The sequence below is a fragment of the Bacillus sp. 165 genome, assembly GCF_017742235.1.
In the GTDB taxonomy this organism is placed as follows: Bacteria; Bacillota; Bacilli; order Bacillales; family Bacillaceae_G; genus JAGHKQ01.
This window is the reverse complement of record NZ_JAGHKQ010000001.1, coordinates 114700-130890: the sequence shown is the minus strand read 5'-3', so window position 1 is coordinate 130890 and position 16191 is coordinate 114700. Positions and strand designations below refer to the sequence as shown.

Below are 16191 nucleotides of genomic sequence, written 5' to 3'. Positions count from 1 at the left end.
ATTACTGTTATGCCTTTTTTATAAGAAAATGTCCTGCTATAATAAATGAAAGATATAACAGGATGTGCTGAATGTACTTTTATTATTACCTGCACTCCTCAATCTATGATTAGCAAATTTTGTGCAGCACCCGGGAGGAATAAATATGGAGAAAAAAATAGAAGTATTAGCGACAACAAGGCTCCAATATACGTCAGACTTGTATAAGATTGTGGACAGCTTAAATCGTACATTAAAAGAACAAGATTTGATGTTCGGCTTGGCATTAGATCAAAAAGATACTAATACGGCCATATTTACTATATACAGAACGTAGTGATACAATGAAAAAGTGGATTTTTATAGCAACAGTTGTTATAGTTGCAGCAGTTTTTTACAGTGTACATATTTATCAAAGTACAATCAGTCAAAAAGAACAGGGCCAGGTCAAAGCAGTAGAAACAGCTAAAAAGCTGGGTGGTTTGGTGGAAATCATTTCTGTTGACTATTATAATGGCGAAGCTCCTTATCAGGTTATCAAAGGCATCAATAAGCAAAAAAAGGAAATTATTATTTGGGTTCCTGAGAAAAAAGGACAGACTGTCATCAGAAAAGTAAATGATGGTATTTCTGAACAGCAAGCAGTGCAAATCGTAGAAAAAGAACGAAGCCCGAAGGAAATCATCAAAGTGAAATTAGGCATCGAAAATAATGTTCCATTATGGGAAATCACATATATTGACCAAGAGGATCGTTATACTTACTATTACATGGATTATGAAGATGGTAAGTTTTTAAAGCGATATAGTATTCAAAAATAGATGCAGGGGGAAAAGTTAGAATGAAATTGGCGAAGCGCGTATCTTCTTTAACACCTTCAACCACTCTTGAAATTACTGCAAAAGCACAAGAATTAAAGGCACAAGGATATGATGTAATTGGTCTTGGAGCAGGAGAGCCAGATTTCAACACACCGGATTATATTATTGAAGCTGCATATAAAGCCATGAAAGAAGGGCATACAAAGTATACTCAGACAGGCGGGTTACCAGCGTTAAAGAAAGAAATTATTGAAAAATTTCAGCAAGATCAAGGGTTGCAATATGAGGCTTCTAATATTATTGTATGCAATGGAGCGAAGCATGCATTATATACACTTTTTCAAGTGCTGCTAGATGCGGAAGATGAAGTCATTATCCCTACTCCTTATTGGGTAAGTTATCCTGAGCAAGTAAAGCTTGCAGAAGGAGAGCCGGTTTTTGTTGAAGGCTTAGAAAAAAATGATTATAAAATCACTCCAGAGCAATTAGAGGCTGCGATTACTGCAAAAACGAAAGCCGTTATTATTAATTCTCCTAGTAATCCGACAGGAATGATCTATACAAAGGATGAATTAGAGGCACTTGGACAAATATGTTTGAAGCACAATATCCTGATTGTATCAGATGAAATTTATGAGAAATTGATATACGGTGATGCAGAGCATGTTTCCATTGCTCAGTTGTCTGAAGAGCTGAAAAATCTTACTGTTATTATTAATGGGGTATCCAAATCTCATTCCATGACGGGGTGGCGAATCGGATATGCAGCAGGTAATCAAACAATTATTAAAGCAATGACAAACTTAGCTAGTCATAGCACATCAAACCCAACGTCTATTGCGCAATATGCAACGATTGCCGCTTACTCGCATTCTCAAGAAGAAGTAGAGACGATGCGCCAAGCATTTGAAAGCCGCTTAAATATTATTCATAAAAAACTGATTTCGATTCCAGGTGTTACATGCATTAAGCCGCAAGGAGCTTTTTACTTATTTCCAAATGTACAAAAGGCTGCAGAATTAACAGGCTTTGAAACAGTAGATGCATGGGCCAAAGCGTTATTGGAAGAGGAAAAAGTTGCTGTAGTGCCAGGTTCTGGATTTGGAACACCAAACAATATAAGATTATCTTATGCTACTTCCTTGGAGGCGCTTGAAAAAGCAATAGACCGTATTCGTGTATTCATGAGCAACAAAATGTAGGGAATTAGGGACAGAGCATTCTGTTCGTGATTCCTGTAAGGACAAACCAAACGTTGCCGTGTCTTTTGGCAATATGTATAATAAAAAATAATAGTTTTGGAAGTTTTTGGAGGGACAAGGTTAGTGAAAACGACAATTGCAGAAGTAAAAAAATATGTAAATGAAGAAGTGACTATTGGAGCTTGGTTAGCAAATAAACGCTCAAGCGGAAAAATTGCTTTTTTACAGCTTCGTGATGGAACGGGGTTTATTCAAGGTGTTGTTGTGAAAGAAGAGGTCGGAGAAGAAATTTTTCAAAAAGTGAAATCGGTCACTCAGGAATCCTCTTTGTTCGTAACAGGAGTAGTTCGTGAGGATGCACGTTCTCCATTAGGCTTTGAACTTACAGTTTCCAATGTAGAGGTTATTCATGAATCTGTAGATTATCCGATTACACCGAAAGAGCATGGAACAGAATTTTTAATGGATAACCGTCATTTATGGATTCGTTCGAAACGCCAGCATGCGGTATTGCGCATTCGTCATGAAATCATTCGAGCTACATACGAATTTTTCCATGATAACGGTTTTGTGAAGGTAGACCCGCCGATTTTAACAGGAAGTGCTCCAGAAGGTACAACAGAGTTGTTCCATACGAAATATTTTGAAGAAGATGCTTATCTGTCCCAAAGTGGCCAGCTATACATGGAAGCTGCAGCAATGGCATTAGGAAAAGTATTTTCATTCGGTCCGACATTCCGTGCAGAAAAATCCAAAACGCGCCGCCATTTAATTGAATTTTGGATGATTGAGCCTGAAATGTCATTTATGGATCATGAAGATAATTTACAAGTACAAGAAAATTATGTATCCTATATCGTACAATCTGTTTTGAAAAACTGTCAACTTGAATTGAAAACACTTGGAAGAGATACTTCTAAGCTGGAGCAAATTAAAGCGCCGTTTCCTCGTATCACTTATGATGATGCAATCAAGCTGTTGAAAGAAAAAGGCTTCGATGATATCGAATGGGGAGAAGACTTTGGTGCTCCGCATGAAACGGCAATTGCTGAAAGTTACGATAAGCCTGTTTTTATCACTCATTATCCGGCTCAAATTAAATCCTTCTATATGAAGCCAGACCCGAATCGTCCAGAAGTTGTACTTTGTGCAGACTTAATTGCACCTGAAGGATACGGAGAGATTATCGGAGGTTCTCAGCGTATTGATGATTATGAATTATTAAAACAACGATTAGATGAGCATGGATTAAGCGAAGAAGCATACAAATGGTATCTAGAGCTTCGTAAATATGGTTCCGTTCCTCATTCTGGATTTGGATTGGGATTAGAGCGCACAGTTGCTTGGCTGTCAGGCGTAGAGCACGTTCGTGAGACAATACCATTCCCTCGTCTGTTAAATCGTTTATATCCGTAATACAATGCTTGAAAATCCCCCTGTTTGGGGGATTTTCTTTGCTTTATGTAGGAGGGGTAATCGAAGGCTGTGCGAATAGCTGCCTGTTAGCAGAAAAAGAAGGGATATCCATCAATGGAAACTTTATTTTATTTTAATCTCTAGTGACAGGTTCATGAAGGCTTCGTGTTATACTAAAAGGTGAGGTGTCAATCGATGAAGAAAAAATTTATGCTTGAATGGTTTGAGCAAGGAAGTATTGCTATACCGAAGCTGCTGATGAACAATTATAAAAAGCTCGGGTTAAACGAAATGGAATTCATGGTCATCTTGCATATTCATACTTTTTTAGAGTGTGGAAATTCATTTCCCACTCCAGATGAAATAGCCCATAAAATGACAGTTACCTCTGCCCAGTGTATGGATATTATTCGAAGCTTGGTGCAACGCGGATTTTTGACTATTGAAGGAAATAAAAAGCAAGGCGCGGTTATATATGAAAGCTATTCCTTGCAGCCGTTATGGGAGAAGATGCTGCAGCTCTTGTTAAAGGAAGAGATGGAGGAAGAACGAGAAGAACGAGAGGAAAGACAAACAAGCTTATACAGTGTGTTTGAAAAAGAATTTGGACGTCCTCTTTCGCCGTTTGAATGCGAAACATTGGCCATGTGGCAAGATCAAGATCAACATGATGAAAGTATGATCCAAGCCGCTTTACGAGAGGCAGTGATGAGTGGAAAACTAAACTTTCGTTATATCGATCGAATTTTATTCGAATGGAAGAAAAATGGCATTAAAACAGTCAATCAAGCGCAAGACTACGGAAAAAAATTCCGGTCTCATCAACAAAAAACAAATACATCTCCAAGGCAAGAAACAAAATATACGGGTAAAGTGCCATTTTACAATTGGCTGGAGCAATGATAAGGCTCGTTCTTTACGTAAGTCTGATTTTGATAGGATAGAGTTACAAGAAAAGCGGGAGGCATTCTCTCGCTTTTTATATAAAAATTTTAGAGGAGGATACATGTTGCTAACACTAAAACAAGTGCGGCATTGTTTGGATGTTATGGGGGAAATGTTTCCAAATGCCCATTGTGAATTAAACCATGCTAATCCTTTTGAGCTTGTTATTGCCGTTGCATTGTCGGCTCAATGTACAGATGTATTAGTGAACAAGGTCACGAAGGGATTATTCAAAAAGTATAAAACACCGGAGGATTATCTCAAGGTCTCATTAGAGGAGCTGCAGCAAGATATACGGTCCATTGGGCTGTATCGAAATAAGGCAAAGAACATTCAAAAGCTGTGTTTTATGTTGCTGAACGATTATAATGGTGAGGTTCCGCGTGACCGTGACGAGCTTACAAAGCTTCCGGGAGTAGGCAGGAAAACTGCAAATGTAGTTGTATCTGTAGCGTTTAATATTCCTGCGATTGCTGTTGATACTCATGTGGAGCGGGTAAGTAAACGGCTTGGATTTTGCCGATGGAAGGACTCAGTGCTAGAGGTAGAACAGGCTTTGATGAAAAAAATACCACAAGAAGAATGGAGTATTACGCATCATCGATTAATCTTTTTTGGACGATACCACTGTAAAGCACAACGTCCGCAATGTGAAGTTTGTCCGCTGCTTGATGTATGTCGAGAGGGGAAAAAACGAATGAAGGGAAAAGAAGTTAGATGAGTAAACATGTAATGGTTCCTAAAGAGTTTCAAGTAACTCCTTTTTTCTTAGGTGAAGCAACATATGATGTGCCGCAGTCATTTGAAGAAGCATTGCATACAGTATGTTTCTTATACGATATGGCAGCCTATAATCTCAATATATATAAACCGTGGAAAGATATTGAAACTGCAATCCCGTTAGTTTATAAAGGCTGGAAAGAACAGAAAACAGAGTTGTCTTCCTTATTTCGTTTACGCAAGCGAAACGAAGCAAAAATCCCTATGGTTCTTTATACAGGTCATTTAATTTCGTCCCTGTATTGGATGAATCGTGGGCCAGTAGCTACATTGCATGATTTGACAACCGAGTTAGCAACTCTGTCTTATAAGCCTGTTAATATTCAGGAGCGGATAGGCTTTATTTTGGAGCAACCAGATCATTATCATTCTTTTATACAATTGGCAGAACTGTATGAGGAAGCTGAAAAGCTGTTTTTTAAAGCGATGGCCATGAAAAAAAGCATTCCCTCAAAATAGAGGGAATGCTTTTTTATTGTCTTGAAGGAGGAACAGTTGGTGTCCCTATATCAGGTAACCCCGGTATAGTACCATCTCCGTCTCCACCGGTTTCATGATCGTTACCATTACCATTACCATTACCATTACCATTACCGTTACCATTACCATTACCATTACCGTTACCATTACCATTACCGTTGCCATTACCATTACCTGGCGGTTCGCTTGGTTCTTCAGGTGTTATGTCTGGAATGAGTATTGTAACGGTAGCTGGGTCACTTTTCTTCTCTTTCTTAACAGCGATGACAGAGAAGGAGTATTTGCTGCCTGGTTTGACGCCGCTGACAGTGACCTCTGTCTTATTTGTCGAAGTAAGCTTTGTAGCATTGCCACCATCGACAGAGTAATTTATTTCAAATTTCGTATCTTCCAGCTTATCAGCTGGGTATGACCATGTTAATGAGAGTGTGTTCATTTCTTGGTCATATTTCAATTGTACTCCGCTTGGAACATCGATTTTTTCATTTGGAACATCATCGACTTTTTCGCCTTTAATATATAATTCTTTTTCAATACGATAAACGCTATTCGGTTGCTGGAACGAGGAACGATCCGTAGCAAACTGAGACATCATTGCTTTAAATATACGCTGTCCAATTTTAGTTTGTTGGCCGAGCATGTAATTTTGAGATGTTGTTTTTTCGTAGCCGGTCCAAACAGCCATCGTATATTGCGGAGTGTATCCAGCAAACCAAGCATCATGTGTTGCACCTCGTGGAAGGTTGTATTTTGCTATGGCATCTTTATCAAAGTTAGTAGTTCCAGTTTTACCTGCTAAGTCTATAGAAGGGATATTTGCTGTCGTACCTGTACCGGATTGTACAACTGTTCGAAGCATATCAGTAATCATATAGGCTGTATAATCTTTCATCACTGTCTTTGGCTTCGGTTTAAAGTCAATCTTTTTACCGTCAGGGTATACAATGTTTCGAACTGTATGTGGCTTATTGAATTCTCCATTATTCGCAAATGCGCTGTATGCACCAGCCAGTTGGATAGGAGAGACTGCATTTCCTCCTATAGCGTAAGATTCATAAGCTTCCTTTAGTGGAATTCCTAGACTTACTGCAAAATCTTTTCCTTTGTCAAGTCCCACCTCTTGCAATGTTTTCAGAGCTGGAATATTACGGGACCAACGTAAAGCTTCACGGATAGAGATATTACCCATATGTTTATTATCTGCATTTTTGATTGGTGTACCATCTGAATACGTATATGGTTCATCGGCAATTTGGTGGTATGTTGACCACTTCAGGTGTTCAATGGCCGGTCCATAGTCCATAATCGGCTTAAATGTAGATCCTGGCTGACGAGCCATATCGATAGCAAAGTTCTTTCCTGCAAATTTTGCAGCATTCTCATTTCGACCGCTCCCGATAGCCCGAACTTCACCTGTTTTTGTATCAAGCATCGTGAATGCCGCTTGGAAGCGTTCATTCGGATAAGAGATATATTTATTTGTGTTCAATATTTCTTCTGCATAAGATTGCGCTTTTGGATCTAATGTTGTATAGATTTTTAAACCGTCGCTGCTCATATCGACATCGGGTACTGTAGCCTCAACTTCTTTTACTACCGCATCGAGGAAAGCTTGATATGGCATACTTTTATTCTCTTTTTTAGCAATAACCCCTTGACCGACAGGTACTTTTTTTGCTTCTTCCATTTCTTGCGTGGAAATATAGCCGTGCTTATTCATCAATGTTAATACAATATTTCGGCGTTTTTCAGCGGAAGGACGATTATCTTCCTCTGACGGGTCGTATGCGCTTGGTGCCTGCGGGAGTCCAGCAAGCATAGCTGCTTCCGGTAAAGTTAGCTGATCTAACGGTTTTCCATAATAGTTTTGTGCAGCGGTAGCAACGCCATACGCATAATTCCCAAAATAGATTTTGTTTAAATACATTTCTAAAATTTCATGTTTAGAGTACTTTTCTTCTAGTTTGTATGCTAAATACCATTCTTGTACCTTACGTTTAATGGTTTTTTCAGGTGACAGAAAGGAGTTTTTAACAACTTGCTGTGTGATTGTACTTCCGCCCTGTGAACCAAAGCCTCCTGTAACATTGGCAAGAATCGCTTTTATCGTACGCTGGATGTCAATCCCGTGATGTTGATAGAAACGGGAATCTTCAGTTGCTATAAAAGCATTTTCTACCGTTTTTGGAAGTTGGTCGTATGTAATTTTTGTCCTCTGTTCTTTTCCGTATTCATAAATAAAATTTCCGTCTTTATCGTAGAATTTTGTAGACAATGGAACACTTAAAAGAGATTCATCGATTGTGGGAGCATCTTTTATCATGGAAAAAAATGTGGCACAGCCTGCTCCAAATGTAACTATACCGATTAATAAGAACGCAATTAAAAATTTCTTAAAAAAGGAACCTTTTTGTTTTTTAGCAGCTTTCTCTTTTTTTGATTGCTCCTGTTTCTGTTTTTCTGCTTGTTTTCGTTCTTCGCGAGAACGATAGTTTTCTGACATTATACTTTCTCCTACCTTTCACTTTCAAAAAAAGTCGAAACGCAATTATTGATGACTTTATCACGAAAAATAAAGCCTGTCTAGTACAGCGATGTAGTGTATCCGCGGATTATATGAGTACTGTAAAAGGTGTCCTTTCTCTTTGGCTTCTTGTTTAGATATGGATTTTCTGCCGCCTGTCAGCTGTCTGTTCCAGAATTCGATTACATGTTGTGCTTCTAATAAATATATTTCGTCATACAGCGTAAATTTAATAATAACAAATGCAATTCCGTTGTGTTCCAGTACTTGGTTCATATGCTCTATTTGGTGCGGATGAAAGTTTTGCAACGGAAAGCTCGTTTTATTTTTTGTTTCTTTTGCTTCAAAATCAATATATTTTCCTTTGTACACTCCGTTGTAATCAGTCGTAGAAGGCTGCTTAAAATACGCTTCCTTAATTACTGCGGCGCTTCTGCTTGGGTAATCGACCTTTACTATTTGAAGAGGTGTCGGCTTTTTATGTATACAGGCGAGATTGTTTGCCAAATAAAATTGATTCGTTTCATTCAATTCTTCTTCAAGTGTCATACCTCGGTTACTATAAGTATGTTTCTTTATCGGTAGATTATGAGCAGGCAGTTTTGTATTATATCTCTTTCCATTGGGGTATCGGATGGTCATAAGTAATCCAGCTCCAACTTGGTTTAAAATGACTTACATATGTGATTATATCAAAAAAATAGCACGATAGGTTATAAACTTTTGGTTAATAAGGTAAAGAATAGAAAAGAGGTGAAGAAATGAATGGGGCGCAAAAAGAAAAAATAGATGAAATCAGAAGACAGAGAAGCTCGAGAAATTTTTCTCATATGGAATGGAGGGTGATTGAAAAAATTAAAAAGGAGACAGCCGCAGCAAATAAAGATAATATATCACGAACGAAGGTATATCATGAATTTTTTATGACTAATACAGAAATTCAATGGGCGTTTTTAGCAAGTATGGTTTCGCGAAATGCTGGCTGGAATATGACGGATTTAGAGGGAGCATACTATCCGAAAATATTGTCAGCTACGATGAGAAAGCGTTTGTTTTTAACATACGAGCGTGCGAATTGGTTTATTTTTTCAGATGCCTATCCACAATTAGTATTGTATGAACAGTCTAAAAAAGTAAATCGGCCGCTGTTTCATTTGTTATCCGCGTTCCATGTTTCCGTTTTTATGGAAGCAGAGTGGGAAAGGTTTTGGAAGGAAAGGGATAAAGAACGTCTGGTTACGGCCCTCATTATTAATGAACAAAATATGATTCAAAAGCCAGTTATTCAAAATCCTTATTTTCAAAAGTATGTGTTTCAATCGCTTGTTTATAAGTTCCAAGAATTGTTTCACTTTAGCTCAGTCATTTTTCCGACTGTACAAGGAAAACTGTATGGTTTTTCTGTTTATGGCTTTGAACAGCTGACAAAGAGGATTGAACTTGGAAAACGATTAGCTTGGTTATTGCTACACCCCGATTATTATGAGACGTTTCGGAGGTTTTCAGAAAACACGATTCATACAGGATCAAGAATGGATTATGAGCAGTATTTTCCTGTTCCCAAACAGAAGGATACACCTGCTTTGCGAGATGTTTTTCCCCCTATCCCACATCAGCGCCATCATTATTTTGATTGGTATGACGAAGAGAGTGATACAGAAAGCTGGTTCCATGAAGCTTCTGTAAATAAGGAGTTTGAGCTCACAGATTGGTTTGTAGGGAAGCAAAAGCAGCTTCATATAATTGCTGCTATCGATAAGTTAAGAGGTGAACAATAAAAAACAAGAATCTGACCTAAGGATTCTTGTTTTTTTATTTTAATGTAAAAATTTTTAGGGTGTCCAGTCCTGGTTTCTTTATCTGTTAGTTTAGTGAAGAACACAAGAAAATTATGTTGAATCCATTTTCTAAAACAGTATCGACTTTTTTACATTAAGTTGCAGGGGCATTTGGTCCGTCTAATTTCGGATTTCCTGTTTCTATACTTTTCTGCTTATTTTGTTTTTTCTTCTTTTCGTTTCTGTTTTTAGCCATTGTAAACACCTCCCATTCGTATTGTAGCCATCTTCATTATTTTCATACCGAAGAAGAAAATGCTGTCGACAGGTAGGAAAACTAACTTTCTTTGCCGAATCAAAACTAGTTTTGTCAATAGAGAAGGGAGTTTTTTTATAATCTCGAAATGTATTGTTAGAAACAAAAGCAAACAAGGAGGTATAATAATGAAGGTGGTACAATTGGATCATGCGTTAAAAGAAATTGATCAGCTGCTAAGTACTCTTGATTTGCTTGAAATGAATCTGACACTGCGCATTAATCACGCAATTAAACATAAAGAAGACATTATAATGGATACAATGGAATATACAGATATGCGCTTACTTCATATGGAAGCGAAAATAGAACATCATGAAGAGAAGGGATGTTGGCTCAGCACTATAAGTGGTACGAAGCCCCTTGCCGCCAGCTGAAAGGAAGAAGGAGAAAAATCGTGACAAAAAGTCTTGGCAATTATACAACACAGCTGTTGCAATGCAATGAGAATATAGTAAAAAGATTTGAAAGAATACTGCAAGAAGAAGAGTATAGTATTGATTTTTACGGGGATATGAAGCCCTTTATTGATGAGGTAGACAAATTAGCTGAGAGATGGAAGGCGGAAGCAGAGGCATGGATAGTCAAAGCGGCTCCTAAGTATCTCCATATTTCTCAAGTGCAGCAAACGTATGATAATATCAAAAATAATGCATTAGACGCCTTCTCCCAGAAAACCAAGGAGAAACGATTTAAACAAACGTATCAGGCTATAAAATACGTTCTTGAAAGCATGCAGCAAGAAATCAAAAGATGACATAGAAAAAAAGAGTCTCCTTTTCGTTAAAAGGAGACTTTTTAATTTAAATTTAGTATGTTTGTTTATTGAGCAAGGTCATGTCTCTAAAGCATAATCTGGCTTTGTTGCTCCTGTCGCTTCCAGCTCGCGAATTAAATTGCGATACTTGGATAGACAAATGTTTCCTTTTAAGTAAATCTGGCCGGCAAAGTCCAATAGTTCATTTATATTAGCCGGTTCATATTGCTTCATACCGAAAAAAATAGTTCGTAATTCCCCTAATGTCATCCTGACTTCCCCCTTGATATGAAGTATGATACTAGCGTACCATGAAAAAGTTTATTTTCTTTAATTTTTAAATATTTAAACTTCCGACAATTATAGACAACTCCTGCGTTTTTTTTTGTAAGAAATAATTCTTTTTTCATGTAAGAATACTTTGTAAATACACACCTATATGGTTTTTTTCATACTTTAATATGTAGAAGAACAGCAAAGAGGAGGGAGAAAAGATGTATTCAAATCCTAGGGGAATGCAACAAGATGTAGGGGATTCGCAGTTGCTGTACAATATGTATCCGTTCGCTCCTTACTATACAAATCAAACAGATTTTTACCAGCCGTTTCAAATATCGTTTATGGACCAGCAACAACAGCAACAGATGTCTCCACCGCAGCAGCCAATGAACCAACAGTCGGGATTTTATCCACCGCAGCAGCAGCCGATGAACCAACAATCGGGATTTTATCCACCGCAACAGCAGCCGATGAACCAACAGTCGGGATTTTATCCATCGCAACAGCAGCCGATGAACCAACAGTCGATGTTTTATCCACCGCAACAACAGCCAATGAACCAACAGCCGATGTTTTATCCACCGCAACAAACTCCTTTTATGGGTCCAAATACTCCTTATCCCATGACCAATAAGCATAATTATATGAAACAGCCTCAAGGCCAATTTTCGAATATTATGTCGCAATTTAAAACGTCTGACGGACATTATGATATCAATAAAGTGATGGGAACAGCCGGGCAAATGATGAATGCGATGAATCAGGTAACAGGTATTTTCAAACAAGTGGGAGGGTTTTTTGCTAAATAAAATGAAGCGTGTGCGTGCATTCCCCGTGCACGCTTTTTTGTTAGCAAACTGCCTATAAGTGGCCATATTTACATTTTTGAGGATAGTAGAAATGTTATTTTTGAAGTTATGAATATTCAGAATTTATAAATTTTATTTTCTGTTAAAAAAATTATTGTTTCCTTCTCCTTGTCACATTAAAATTATACCTTGTGTAGATAATAATATATTGGAGAGGTAACCGTGAGAAAGGCAATTTTGTATATGTTTTTTGCTATGATAACACTGACTTTTTTGGTTTTTACGAGTTTTAAACACATTTTGTACACTATTTTCTCCTAATAATAGGTATTTGCATTAGTCATGTACCATTCTTTCATCATATTGTAAAGTGTAAAGAAAATATATGATGGAGAGGAGAAAAACCATGTTTTGTAAGCCTTGTTTTGGAGGACCAAGCGCTGTTTCACCTGCAGCTACAGGTCCAGTTTCTATGGCTCCGCCAGTTGTGCATCCTACTAAGTATTGTGAAACTCACACGTTTTCTACAACTGTAGTACCACACATTCACCCAACTCATACGAAGTTTATCAATCATCAAACGATTCAAAACCAACATTTCTTCCCGCAAACACAATCTTTTGGGCAAACTGTTCAACAAACAAACGTACCAGGTGTAGGACCAGTACCGCAAGTGGCAGGCGCTTCAACAGGAATGCCGGGAATGCTAGGAGGATTTCCAGGTCAAGTGGCAGGCGCTTCAACAGGAATGCCAGGAATGCCAGGAATGCCAGGAATGCCAGGAGGATTTCCAGGTCAAGTGGCAGGTGCTTCAACAGGAATGCCGCATTCTATGGTAGCAGGCGCTGCCACAGGAAATATGGGACCAAATGCTAACCCTATGGTAGCAGGTGCTATGAAAGGCAACATGATGCAACCAAGACCATTTGGTAGATAATTACTTTTAGAAGCCTTGTAATTACAAGGCTTTTTTATTTGCTTAGAAACAGTAATATGGTTGCGATGTATAGGATAGGGTAGGAAGGTAAAATAGAAAGAAGTACTGTCTATGCTAATATTATGGAATAACGGGGGAAAGAGGCATGAAAGTTGTGGCAATAACTGGGTATAAGCCTTTTGAGTTGGGTATTTTTTCACAGAAGCATGAAGCAATTGTATACATAAAAAAGGCTATTGAAAAGCAATTGATAGCATTTATTGAAGAAGGGACAGAGTGGGTCATTATAAGCGGGCAACCAGGAGTAGAGTGGTGGGCTGCGGAAGTCGTATTGGATTTACAGCATACATATCCTCATTTAAAACTAGGTGTATTTACTCCGTTTTTAGGACAAGAACAAAACTGGAAGGAAGACAATCAAACCTATTATAGGCAGCTTCTTTTACAGGCAGACCATGTAGACAGCATTACAAAGAAAACATATGAAAGTCCCTTACAATTTCGTTTGAAAAATCAATTCTTCATAGACAAAAGTGATGCTCTTCTTGTAGTATATGATGAAGAAAAAGAAGGTTCTCCTAAGTATATGGTTGATCTTGCATCGAAAACAGAGTCATACCCATGCTATTTTATTCGATTTTCTGATATACAGGCTATTGTGGAAGAGGAGCAATGGAATAAATGGGAAAATAAAGGAAATAATAATGAGACTTCGTATTGACAAAATGAGTTCTTTCTGAAAAAATTTAAATAATGAAAGTTTTGGTAAAGACTTGGGGTGAAAGAAATGCTTTCTGAAAAATTAAAGTTAAGTGCAAAGGAAATTTTGGAAAAAGAATTTAAAACAGGCTTACGCGGCTATCAACAAGAAGAGGTAGATAAGTTTTTAGATTATATAATAAAGGACTATGAAACATTTCATCAAATTATTGAAGAGCTGCAGCAAGAAAATGTACGAATGAAGCGGAAGATGGAAGAGCAAAAGAGAACAGTGGACACACAACCGCAAAAGCCGGTTGCAGCACCGCCTGTATATGGAAATACAAATCCAGATATTTTGAGAAGGCTGTCCAATCTTGAAAAGCATGTGTTCGGAAGTAAATTATACGATTAATGGATTAGATGGAGTTAATTTACATAAAAAATAAGTTGCGTAAAATATTTTTTTTTACTATACTTATATTCATCAGTTCAATAACGTTTGGGTAATCGCTGCAACGTAAGTTGTAGAGGAAAGTCCATGCTCGCACGACCTGAGATGGTCGTAGTGTTCGTGCCTAGCCAATAAATAAGCTAGGGTAGTCTGGTATCAACTGGGCTAACGGCAGGGAAAGGACCTAAGTCCTCAATGGATATGGTTCGACTACCTTTAAAGTGCCACAGTGACGGAGTCCCGGAAGAAATGACGGGAGTGGAACGCGGTAAACCCCACGAGCGAGAAACCCAAATAATGGTAGGGGCACCTTTTCCAAGGAAATGAACAAGGGAAAAGGACAGATGTTATGCATCTGTAGATAGATGATTACCACCGGAGTACGAGGTGAACAACCGTTTGGAGTACGAAGGTACAGAACATGGCTTACAAAACGTTATGGACGCTGGAAACGTATAAGCAAGCTCTCCTTTTATTAGGAGGGCTTTTTCATTGTATTAGATACATACGCTTGAGTTAAAATGGTAGAGAAGTCCAATTGTTAGGAGAATGCAGAATGGGTAAGGTAACGTTGATTGCAACGGCCGCTATGGGAATTGAAGCATTAGTTGCAAGAGAGGTTCGCAGCCTCGGCTATGAAAATTGTCAAGTAGATAATGGAAAAGTGATATTTGAAGCAGATGAAACAGCAATTTGCCGGACAAATCTGTGGCTTCGAACTGCAGATCGTGTCAAGTTAAAGGTAGGAGAGTTTAAAGCGACTACTTTTGATGAATTATTTGAGAAAACTAAAGCGTTAAATTGGGGAGATTATCTTCCTGAAAATGCTGAATTTCCTGTTGTTGGAAAATCTGTGAAATCAAAGCTTTTTAGTGTATCCGATTGTCAAAGTATCGTAAAAAAAGCGGTTGTGGAAAAGTTGAGTCGTACGTATAACAGAACAACACGGTTTGACGAAACAGGACCTTTGTTTCGAATTGAAGTCGCATTGTTGAAAGATATAGCAACAATTACGATTGATACAAGCGGTGTGGGTTTGCATAAGAGAGGATACAGAGTAGGACAAGGAGAGGCACCGTTGAAGGAAACGCTGGCAGCTTCCTTAATATTGCTTACAAATTGGAAGGCAGATCGACCATTTGTAGATCCTTTTTGCGGTTCTGGCACGATTCCAATCGAAGCAGCATTAATTGGTCAAAATATTGCACCGGGGTTTAATCGAGAATTTGCATCAGACGAGTGGGAGTGGATTGGTAAAGAGAACTGGAATCGAGCGAAGGAAGAAGCTGAGGATTTGGCTAATTATGATCAGCCACTTTCGATTTCTGGTTACGATATTGACCATCGCATGATTAATATTGCGAAAAGCAATGCAGATGAAATGGGTCTAGGAGATATGATCACATTTAAGCAAATGCAGGTGAAGGATTTTACTACAAAAGAGGAATATGGGTACATTGTAGCGAATCCTCCATATGGAGAACGATTAAGCGAAAAGCCTCTTGTGGAAAAATTGTACCAAGAAATGGGCAATGCGTTTCGTCCATTAGATACTTGGTCAGCATACGTACTCACAAGCTTCCCGGAGTTCGAAAAGTGGTATGGGAAAGAAGCATCAAAGAAGCGTAAGTTGTTTAACGGTTTTATTCGCACAGATTATTATCAATATTTTGGAAAGCGTCCGCCAAAAGCATAGAATAAAATTTCTTCAGCCGTCGTATACTGTGTAGTATGTATATGGCCTGGAGGAGGGGTTTTGGATGAATCAGGATTTTTCTGAATTTGATATTATTTATAAGGCAATTCATCATTCACATTCTATTTTGGCAAACAATGAACATGTAAAGCAGAGCGCCTTTCAAGAACTGCAAGCAGCGCAGGAGGAGTATTTACAAGCTTTGGCACATAAAACATTGATTGATAAACAATATTTACAGTCTATAATAGAGTAAAAAGTTTTCCGTCTAGGAAAACTTTTTACCTTTTTTAGAATTTCAAAGTGTGATTATAGTAGG

19 protein-coding genes and 1 other RNA gene are annotated in these 16191 nt (G+C 38.1%); 17 read left to right on the top strand and 3 right to left on the bottom strand.

Annotated features, from left to right (window positions below):
- Positions 1-145: 145 nt before the first annotated feature.
- The 7 genes from J7Q84_RS00705 to J7Q84_RS00675 all read left to right on the top strand — a co-directional run bounded on the left by J7Q84_RS00705 (position 146) and on the right by J7Q84_RS00675 (position 5602).
- A complete protein-coding gene (locus J7Q84_RS00705) occupies positions 146-316 on the top strand; it encodes a YpmA family protein (protein WP_209092484.1) in 171 nt (56 codons plus the stop codon).
- Between the two features lie 7 nt (positions 317-323).
- Positions 324-800, top strand: a complete 477-nt coding sequence (locus tag J7Q84_RS00700; RefSeq protein ID WP_209092483.1) for a cell wall elongation regulator TseB-like domain-containing protein — start codon at positions 324-326, stop codon at positions 798-800.
- Between the two features lie 20 nt (positions 801-820).
- Entirely contained in the window at positions 821-2002 is a 1182-nt protein-coding gene (locus J7Q84_RS00695; protein WP_209092482.1) for a pyridoxal phosphate-dependent aminotransferase, read from the top strand.
- Between the two features lie 123 nt (positions 2003-2125).
- Positions 2126-3418 carry an asparagine--tRNA ligase gene (asnS, locus tag J7Q84_RS00690; RefSeq protein WP_209092481.1) on the top strand — a complete coding sequence of 431 codons (1293 nt, stop codon included), beginning with the start codon at positions 2126-2128 and terminating at the stop codon, positions 3416-3418.
- 195 nt (positions 3419-3613) lie between these two features.
- The gene (locus J7Q84_RS00685; protein ID WP_209092480.1) at positions 3614-4321 is read left to right on the top strand and encodes a DnaD domain-containing protein; all 708 of its coding nucleotides are present in this window, start codon (positions 3614-3616) and stop codon (positions 4319-4321) included.
- A 106-nt stretch (positions 4322-4427) separates the two neighbouring features.
- Positions 4428-5084 (top strand): endonuclease III, encoded by a 657-nt coding sequence (nth, locus tag J7Q84_RS00680; protein ID WP_209093070.1) that lies wholly within the window; start codon positions 4428-4430, stop codon positions 5082-5084.
- The gene (locus tag J7Q84_RS00675) at positions 5081-5602 is read left to right on the top strand and encodes a YpoC family protein (protein ID WP_209092479.1); all 522 of its coding nucleotides are present in this window, start codon (positions 5081-5083) and stop codon (positions 5600-5602) included. The genes nth and J7Q84_RS00675 overlap by 4 nt, the downstream gene beginning before the upstream one ends.
- A 13-nt stretch (positions 5603-5615) precedes the next feature.
- On the opposite strand, the gene J7Q84_RS00670 is transcribed toward J7Q84_RS00675, so the two are convergent.
- Both J7Q84_RS00670 and recU read right to left on the bottom strand, forming a co-directional pair.
- The gene (locus J7Q84_RS00670; RefSeq protein WP_209092478.1) at positions 5616-8126 is read right to left on the bottom strand and encodes a penicillin-binding protein 1A; all 2511 of its coding nucleotides are present in this window, start codon (positions 8124-8126) and stop codon (positions 5616-5618) included.
- A 60-nt stretch (positions 8127-8186) separates the two neighbouring features.
- Positions 8187-8789, bottom strand: coding sequence for a Holliday junction resolvase RecU (recU, locus tag J7Q84_RS00665; RefSeq protein WP_209092477.1), 603 nt, complete (start codon positions 8787-8789; stop codon positions 8187-8189).
- Between the two features lie 119 nt (positions 8790-8908).
- On the opposite strand from recU, the gene J7Q84_RS00660 reads away from it, so the two are divergent.
- The 3 genes from J7Q84_RS00660 to J7Q84_RS00650 all read left to right on the top strand — a co-directional run bounded on the left by J7Q84_RS00660 (position 8909) and on the right by J7Q84_RS00650 (position 10998).
- The gene (locus tag J7Q84_RS00660) at positions 8909-9925 is read left to right on the top strand and encodes a DUF2515 domain-containing protein (RefSeq protein ID WP_209092476.1); all 1017 of its coding nucleotides are present in this window, start codon (positions 8909-8911) and stop codon (positions 9923-9925) included.
- 444 nt (positions 9926-10369) lie between these two features.
- Complete coding sequence (locus tag J7Q84_RS00655; RefSeq protein ID WP_209092475.1) at positions 10370-10618, top strand: hypothetical protein; 249 nt, start codon at positions 10370-10372, stop codon at positions 10616-10618.
- Positions 10619-10638: 20 nt separating this feature from the next.
- Positions 10639-10998, top strand: coding sequence for a YppE family protein (locus tag J7Q84_RS00650; RefSeq protein ID WP_209092474.1), 360 nt, complete (start codon positions 10639-10641; stop codon positions 10996-10998).
- A 78-nt stretch (positions 10999-11076) separates the two neighbouring features.
- Here the strand turns inward: J7Q84_RS00650 and J7Q84_RS00645 are convergent, their stop codons facing one another.
- Positions 11077-11268: a YppF family protein gene (locus tag J7Q84_RS00645; RefSeq protein ID WP_209092473.1), complete on the bottom strand. Its 192-nt coding sequence runs from the start codon at positions 11266-11268 to the stop codon at positions 11077-11079.
- Between the two features lie 224 nt (positions 11269-11492).
- Here J7Q84_RS00645 and J7Q84_RS00640 point away from each other — a divergent pair, with 224 nt between their 5' ends.
- From J7Q84_RS00640 to J7Q84_RS00610, 7 genes are all read left to right on the top strand, one after another.
- Positions 11493-12086, top strand: a complete 594-nt coding sequence (locus tag J7Q84_RS00640; RefSeq protein ID WP_209092472.1) for a YppG family protein — start codon at positions 11493-11495, stop codon at positions 12084-12086.
- 406 nt (positions 12087-12492) lie between these two features.
- The gene (locus J7Q84_RS00635) at positions 12493-13023 is read left to right on the top strand and encodes a spore coat protein (protein ID WP_280635541.1); all 531 of its coding nucleotides are present in this window, start codon (positions 12493-12495) and stop codon (positions 13021-13023) included.
- A 145-nt stretch (positions 13024-13168) separates the two neighbouring features.
- Positions 13169-13744 carry an SLOG family protein gene (locus J7Q84_RS00630; protein WP_209092470.1) on the top strand — a complete coding sequence of 192 codons (576 nt, stop codon included), beginning with the start codon at positions 13169-13171 and terminating at the stop codon, positions 13742-13744.
- A gap of 66 nt (positions 13745-13810) precedes the next feature.
- Complete coding sequence (gene gpsB / locus J7Q84_RS00625) at positions 13811-14137, top strand: cell division regulator GpsB (RefSeq protein WP_209092469.1); 327 nt, start codon at positions 13811-13813, stop codon at positions 14135-14137.
- Positions 14138-14220: 83 nt separating this feature from the next.
- Positions 14221-14610, top strand: an RNA gene (gene rnpB / locus J7Q84_RS00620) — RNase P RNA component class B.
- A 122-nt stretch (positions 14611-14732) separates the two neighbouring features.
- A complete protein-coding gene (locus tag J7Q84_RS00615) occupies positions 14733-15872 on the top strand; it encodes a THUMP domain-containing class I SAM-dependent RNA methyltransferase (RefSeq protein ID WP_209092468.1) in 1140 nt (379 codons plus the stop codon).
- 64 nt (positions 15873-15936) lie between these two features.
- The gene (locus J7Q84_RS00610) at positions 15937-16128 is read left to right on the top strand and encodes a DUF3921 family protein (protein WP_209092467.1); all 192 of its coding nucleotides are present in this window, start codon (positions 15937-15939) and stop codon (positions 16126-16128) included.
- The last annotated feature ends 63 nt before the right edge of the window (positions 16129-16191 follow it).

What these genes read in the sequence shown, in the direction of transcription:
- J7Q84_RS00640 (WP_209092472.1), top strand. Translation starts at nt 11,493, where the DNA reads ATGTATTCAAATCCTAGGGGAATGCAACAAGATGTAGGGGATTCGCAG.
- J7Q84_RS00615 (WP_209092468.1), top strand. Translation starts at nt 14,733, where the DNA reads ATGGGTAAGGTAACGTTGATTGCAACGGCCGCTATGGGAATTGAAGCA.
- recU (WP_209092477.1), bottom strand. Translation starts at nt 8,789, where the DNA reads ATGACCATCCGATACCCCAATGGAAAGAGATATAATACAAAACTGCCT.
- J7Q84_RS00610 (WP_209092467.1), top strand. Translation starts at nt 15,937, where the DNA reads ATGAATCAGGATTTTTCTGAATTTGATATTATTTATAAGGCAATTCAT.
- J7Q84_RS00695 (WP_209092482.1), top strand. Translation starts at nt 821, where the DNA reads ATGAAATTGGCGAAGCGCGTATCTTCTTTAACACCTTCAACCACTCTT.
- J7Q84_RS00675 (WP_209092479.1), top strand. Translation starts at nt 5,081, where the DNA reads ATGAGTAAACATGTAATGGTTCCTAAAGAGTTTCAAGTAACTCCTTTT.
- J7Q84_RS00705 (WP_209092484.1), top strand. Translation starts at nt 146, where the DNA reads ATGGAGAAAAAAATAGAAGTATTAGCGACAACAAGGCTCCAATATACG.
- J7Q84_RS00660 (WP_209092476.1), top strand. Translation starts at nt 8,909, where the DNA reads ATGAATGGGGCGCAAAAAGAAAAAATAGATGAAATCAGAAGACAGAGA.
- J7Q84_RS00685 (WP_209092480.1), top strand. Translation starts at nt 3,614, where the DNA reads ATGAAGAAAAAATTTATGCTTGAATGGTTTGAGCAAGGAAGTATTGCT.
- J7Q84_RS00645 (WP_209092473.1), bottom strand. Translation starts at nt 11,268, where the DNA reads ATGACATTAGGGGAATTACGAACTATTTTTTTCGGTATGAAGCAATAT.
- gpsB (WP_209092469.1), top strand. Translation starts at nt 13,811, where the DNA reads ATGCTTTCTGAAAAATTAAAGTTAAGTGCAAAGGAAATTTTGGAAAAA.
- J7Q84_RS00630 (WP_209092470.1), top strand. Translation starts at nt 13,169, where the DNA reads ATGAAAGTTGTGGCAATAACTGGGTATAAGCCTTTTGAGTTGGGTATT.
- J7Q84_RS00670 (WP_209092478.1), bottom strand. Translation starts at nt 8,126, where the DNA reads ATGTCAGAAAACTATCGTTCTCGCGAAGAACGAAAACAAGCAGAAAAA.
- J7Q84_RS00635 (WP_280635541.1), top strand. Translation starts at nt 12,493, where the DNA reads ATGTTTTGTAAGCCTTGTTTTGGAGGACCAAGCGCTGTTTCACCTGCA.
- J7Q84_RS00700 (WP_209092483.1), top strand. Translation starts at nt 324, where the DNA reads ATGAAAAAGTGGATTTTTATAGCAACAGTTGTTATAGTTGCAGCAGTT.
- J7Q84_RS00655 (WP_209092475.1), top strand. Translation starts at nt 10,370, where the DNA reads ATGAAGGTGGTACAATTGGATCATGCGTTAAAAGAAATTGATCAGCTG.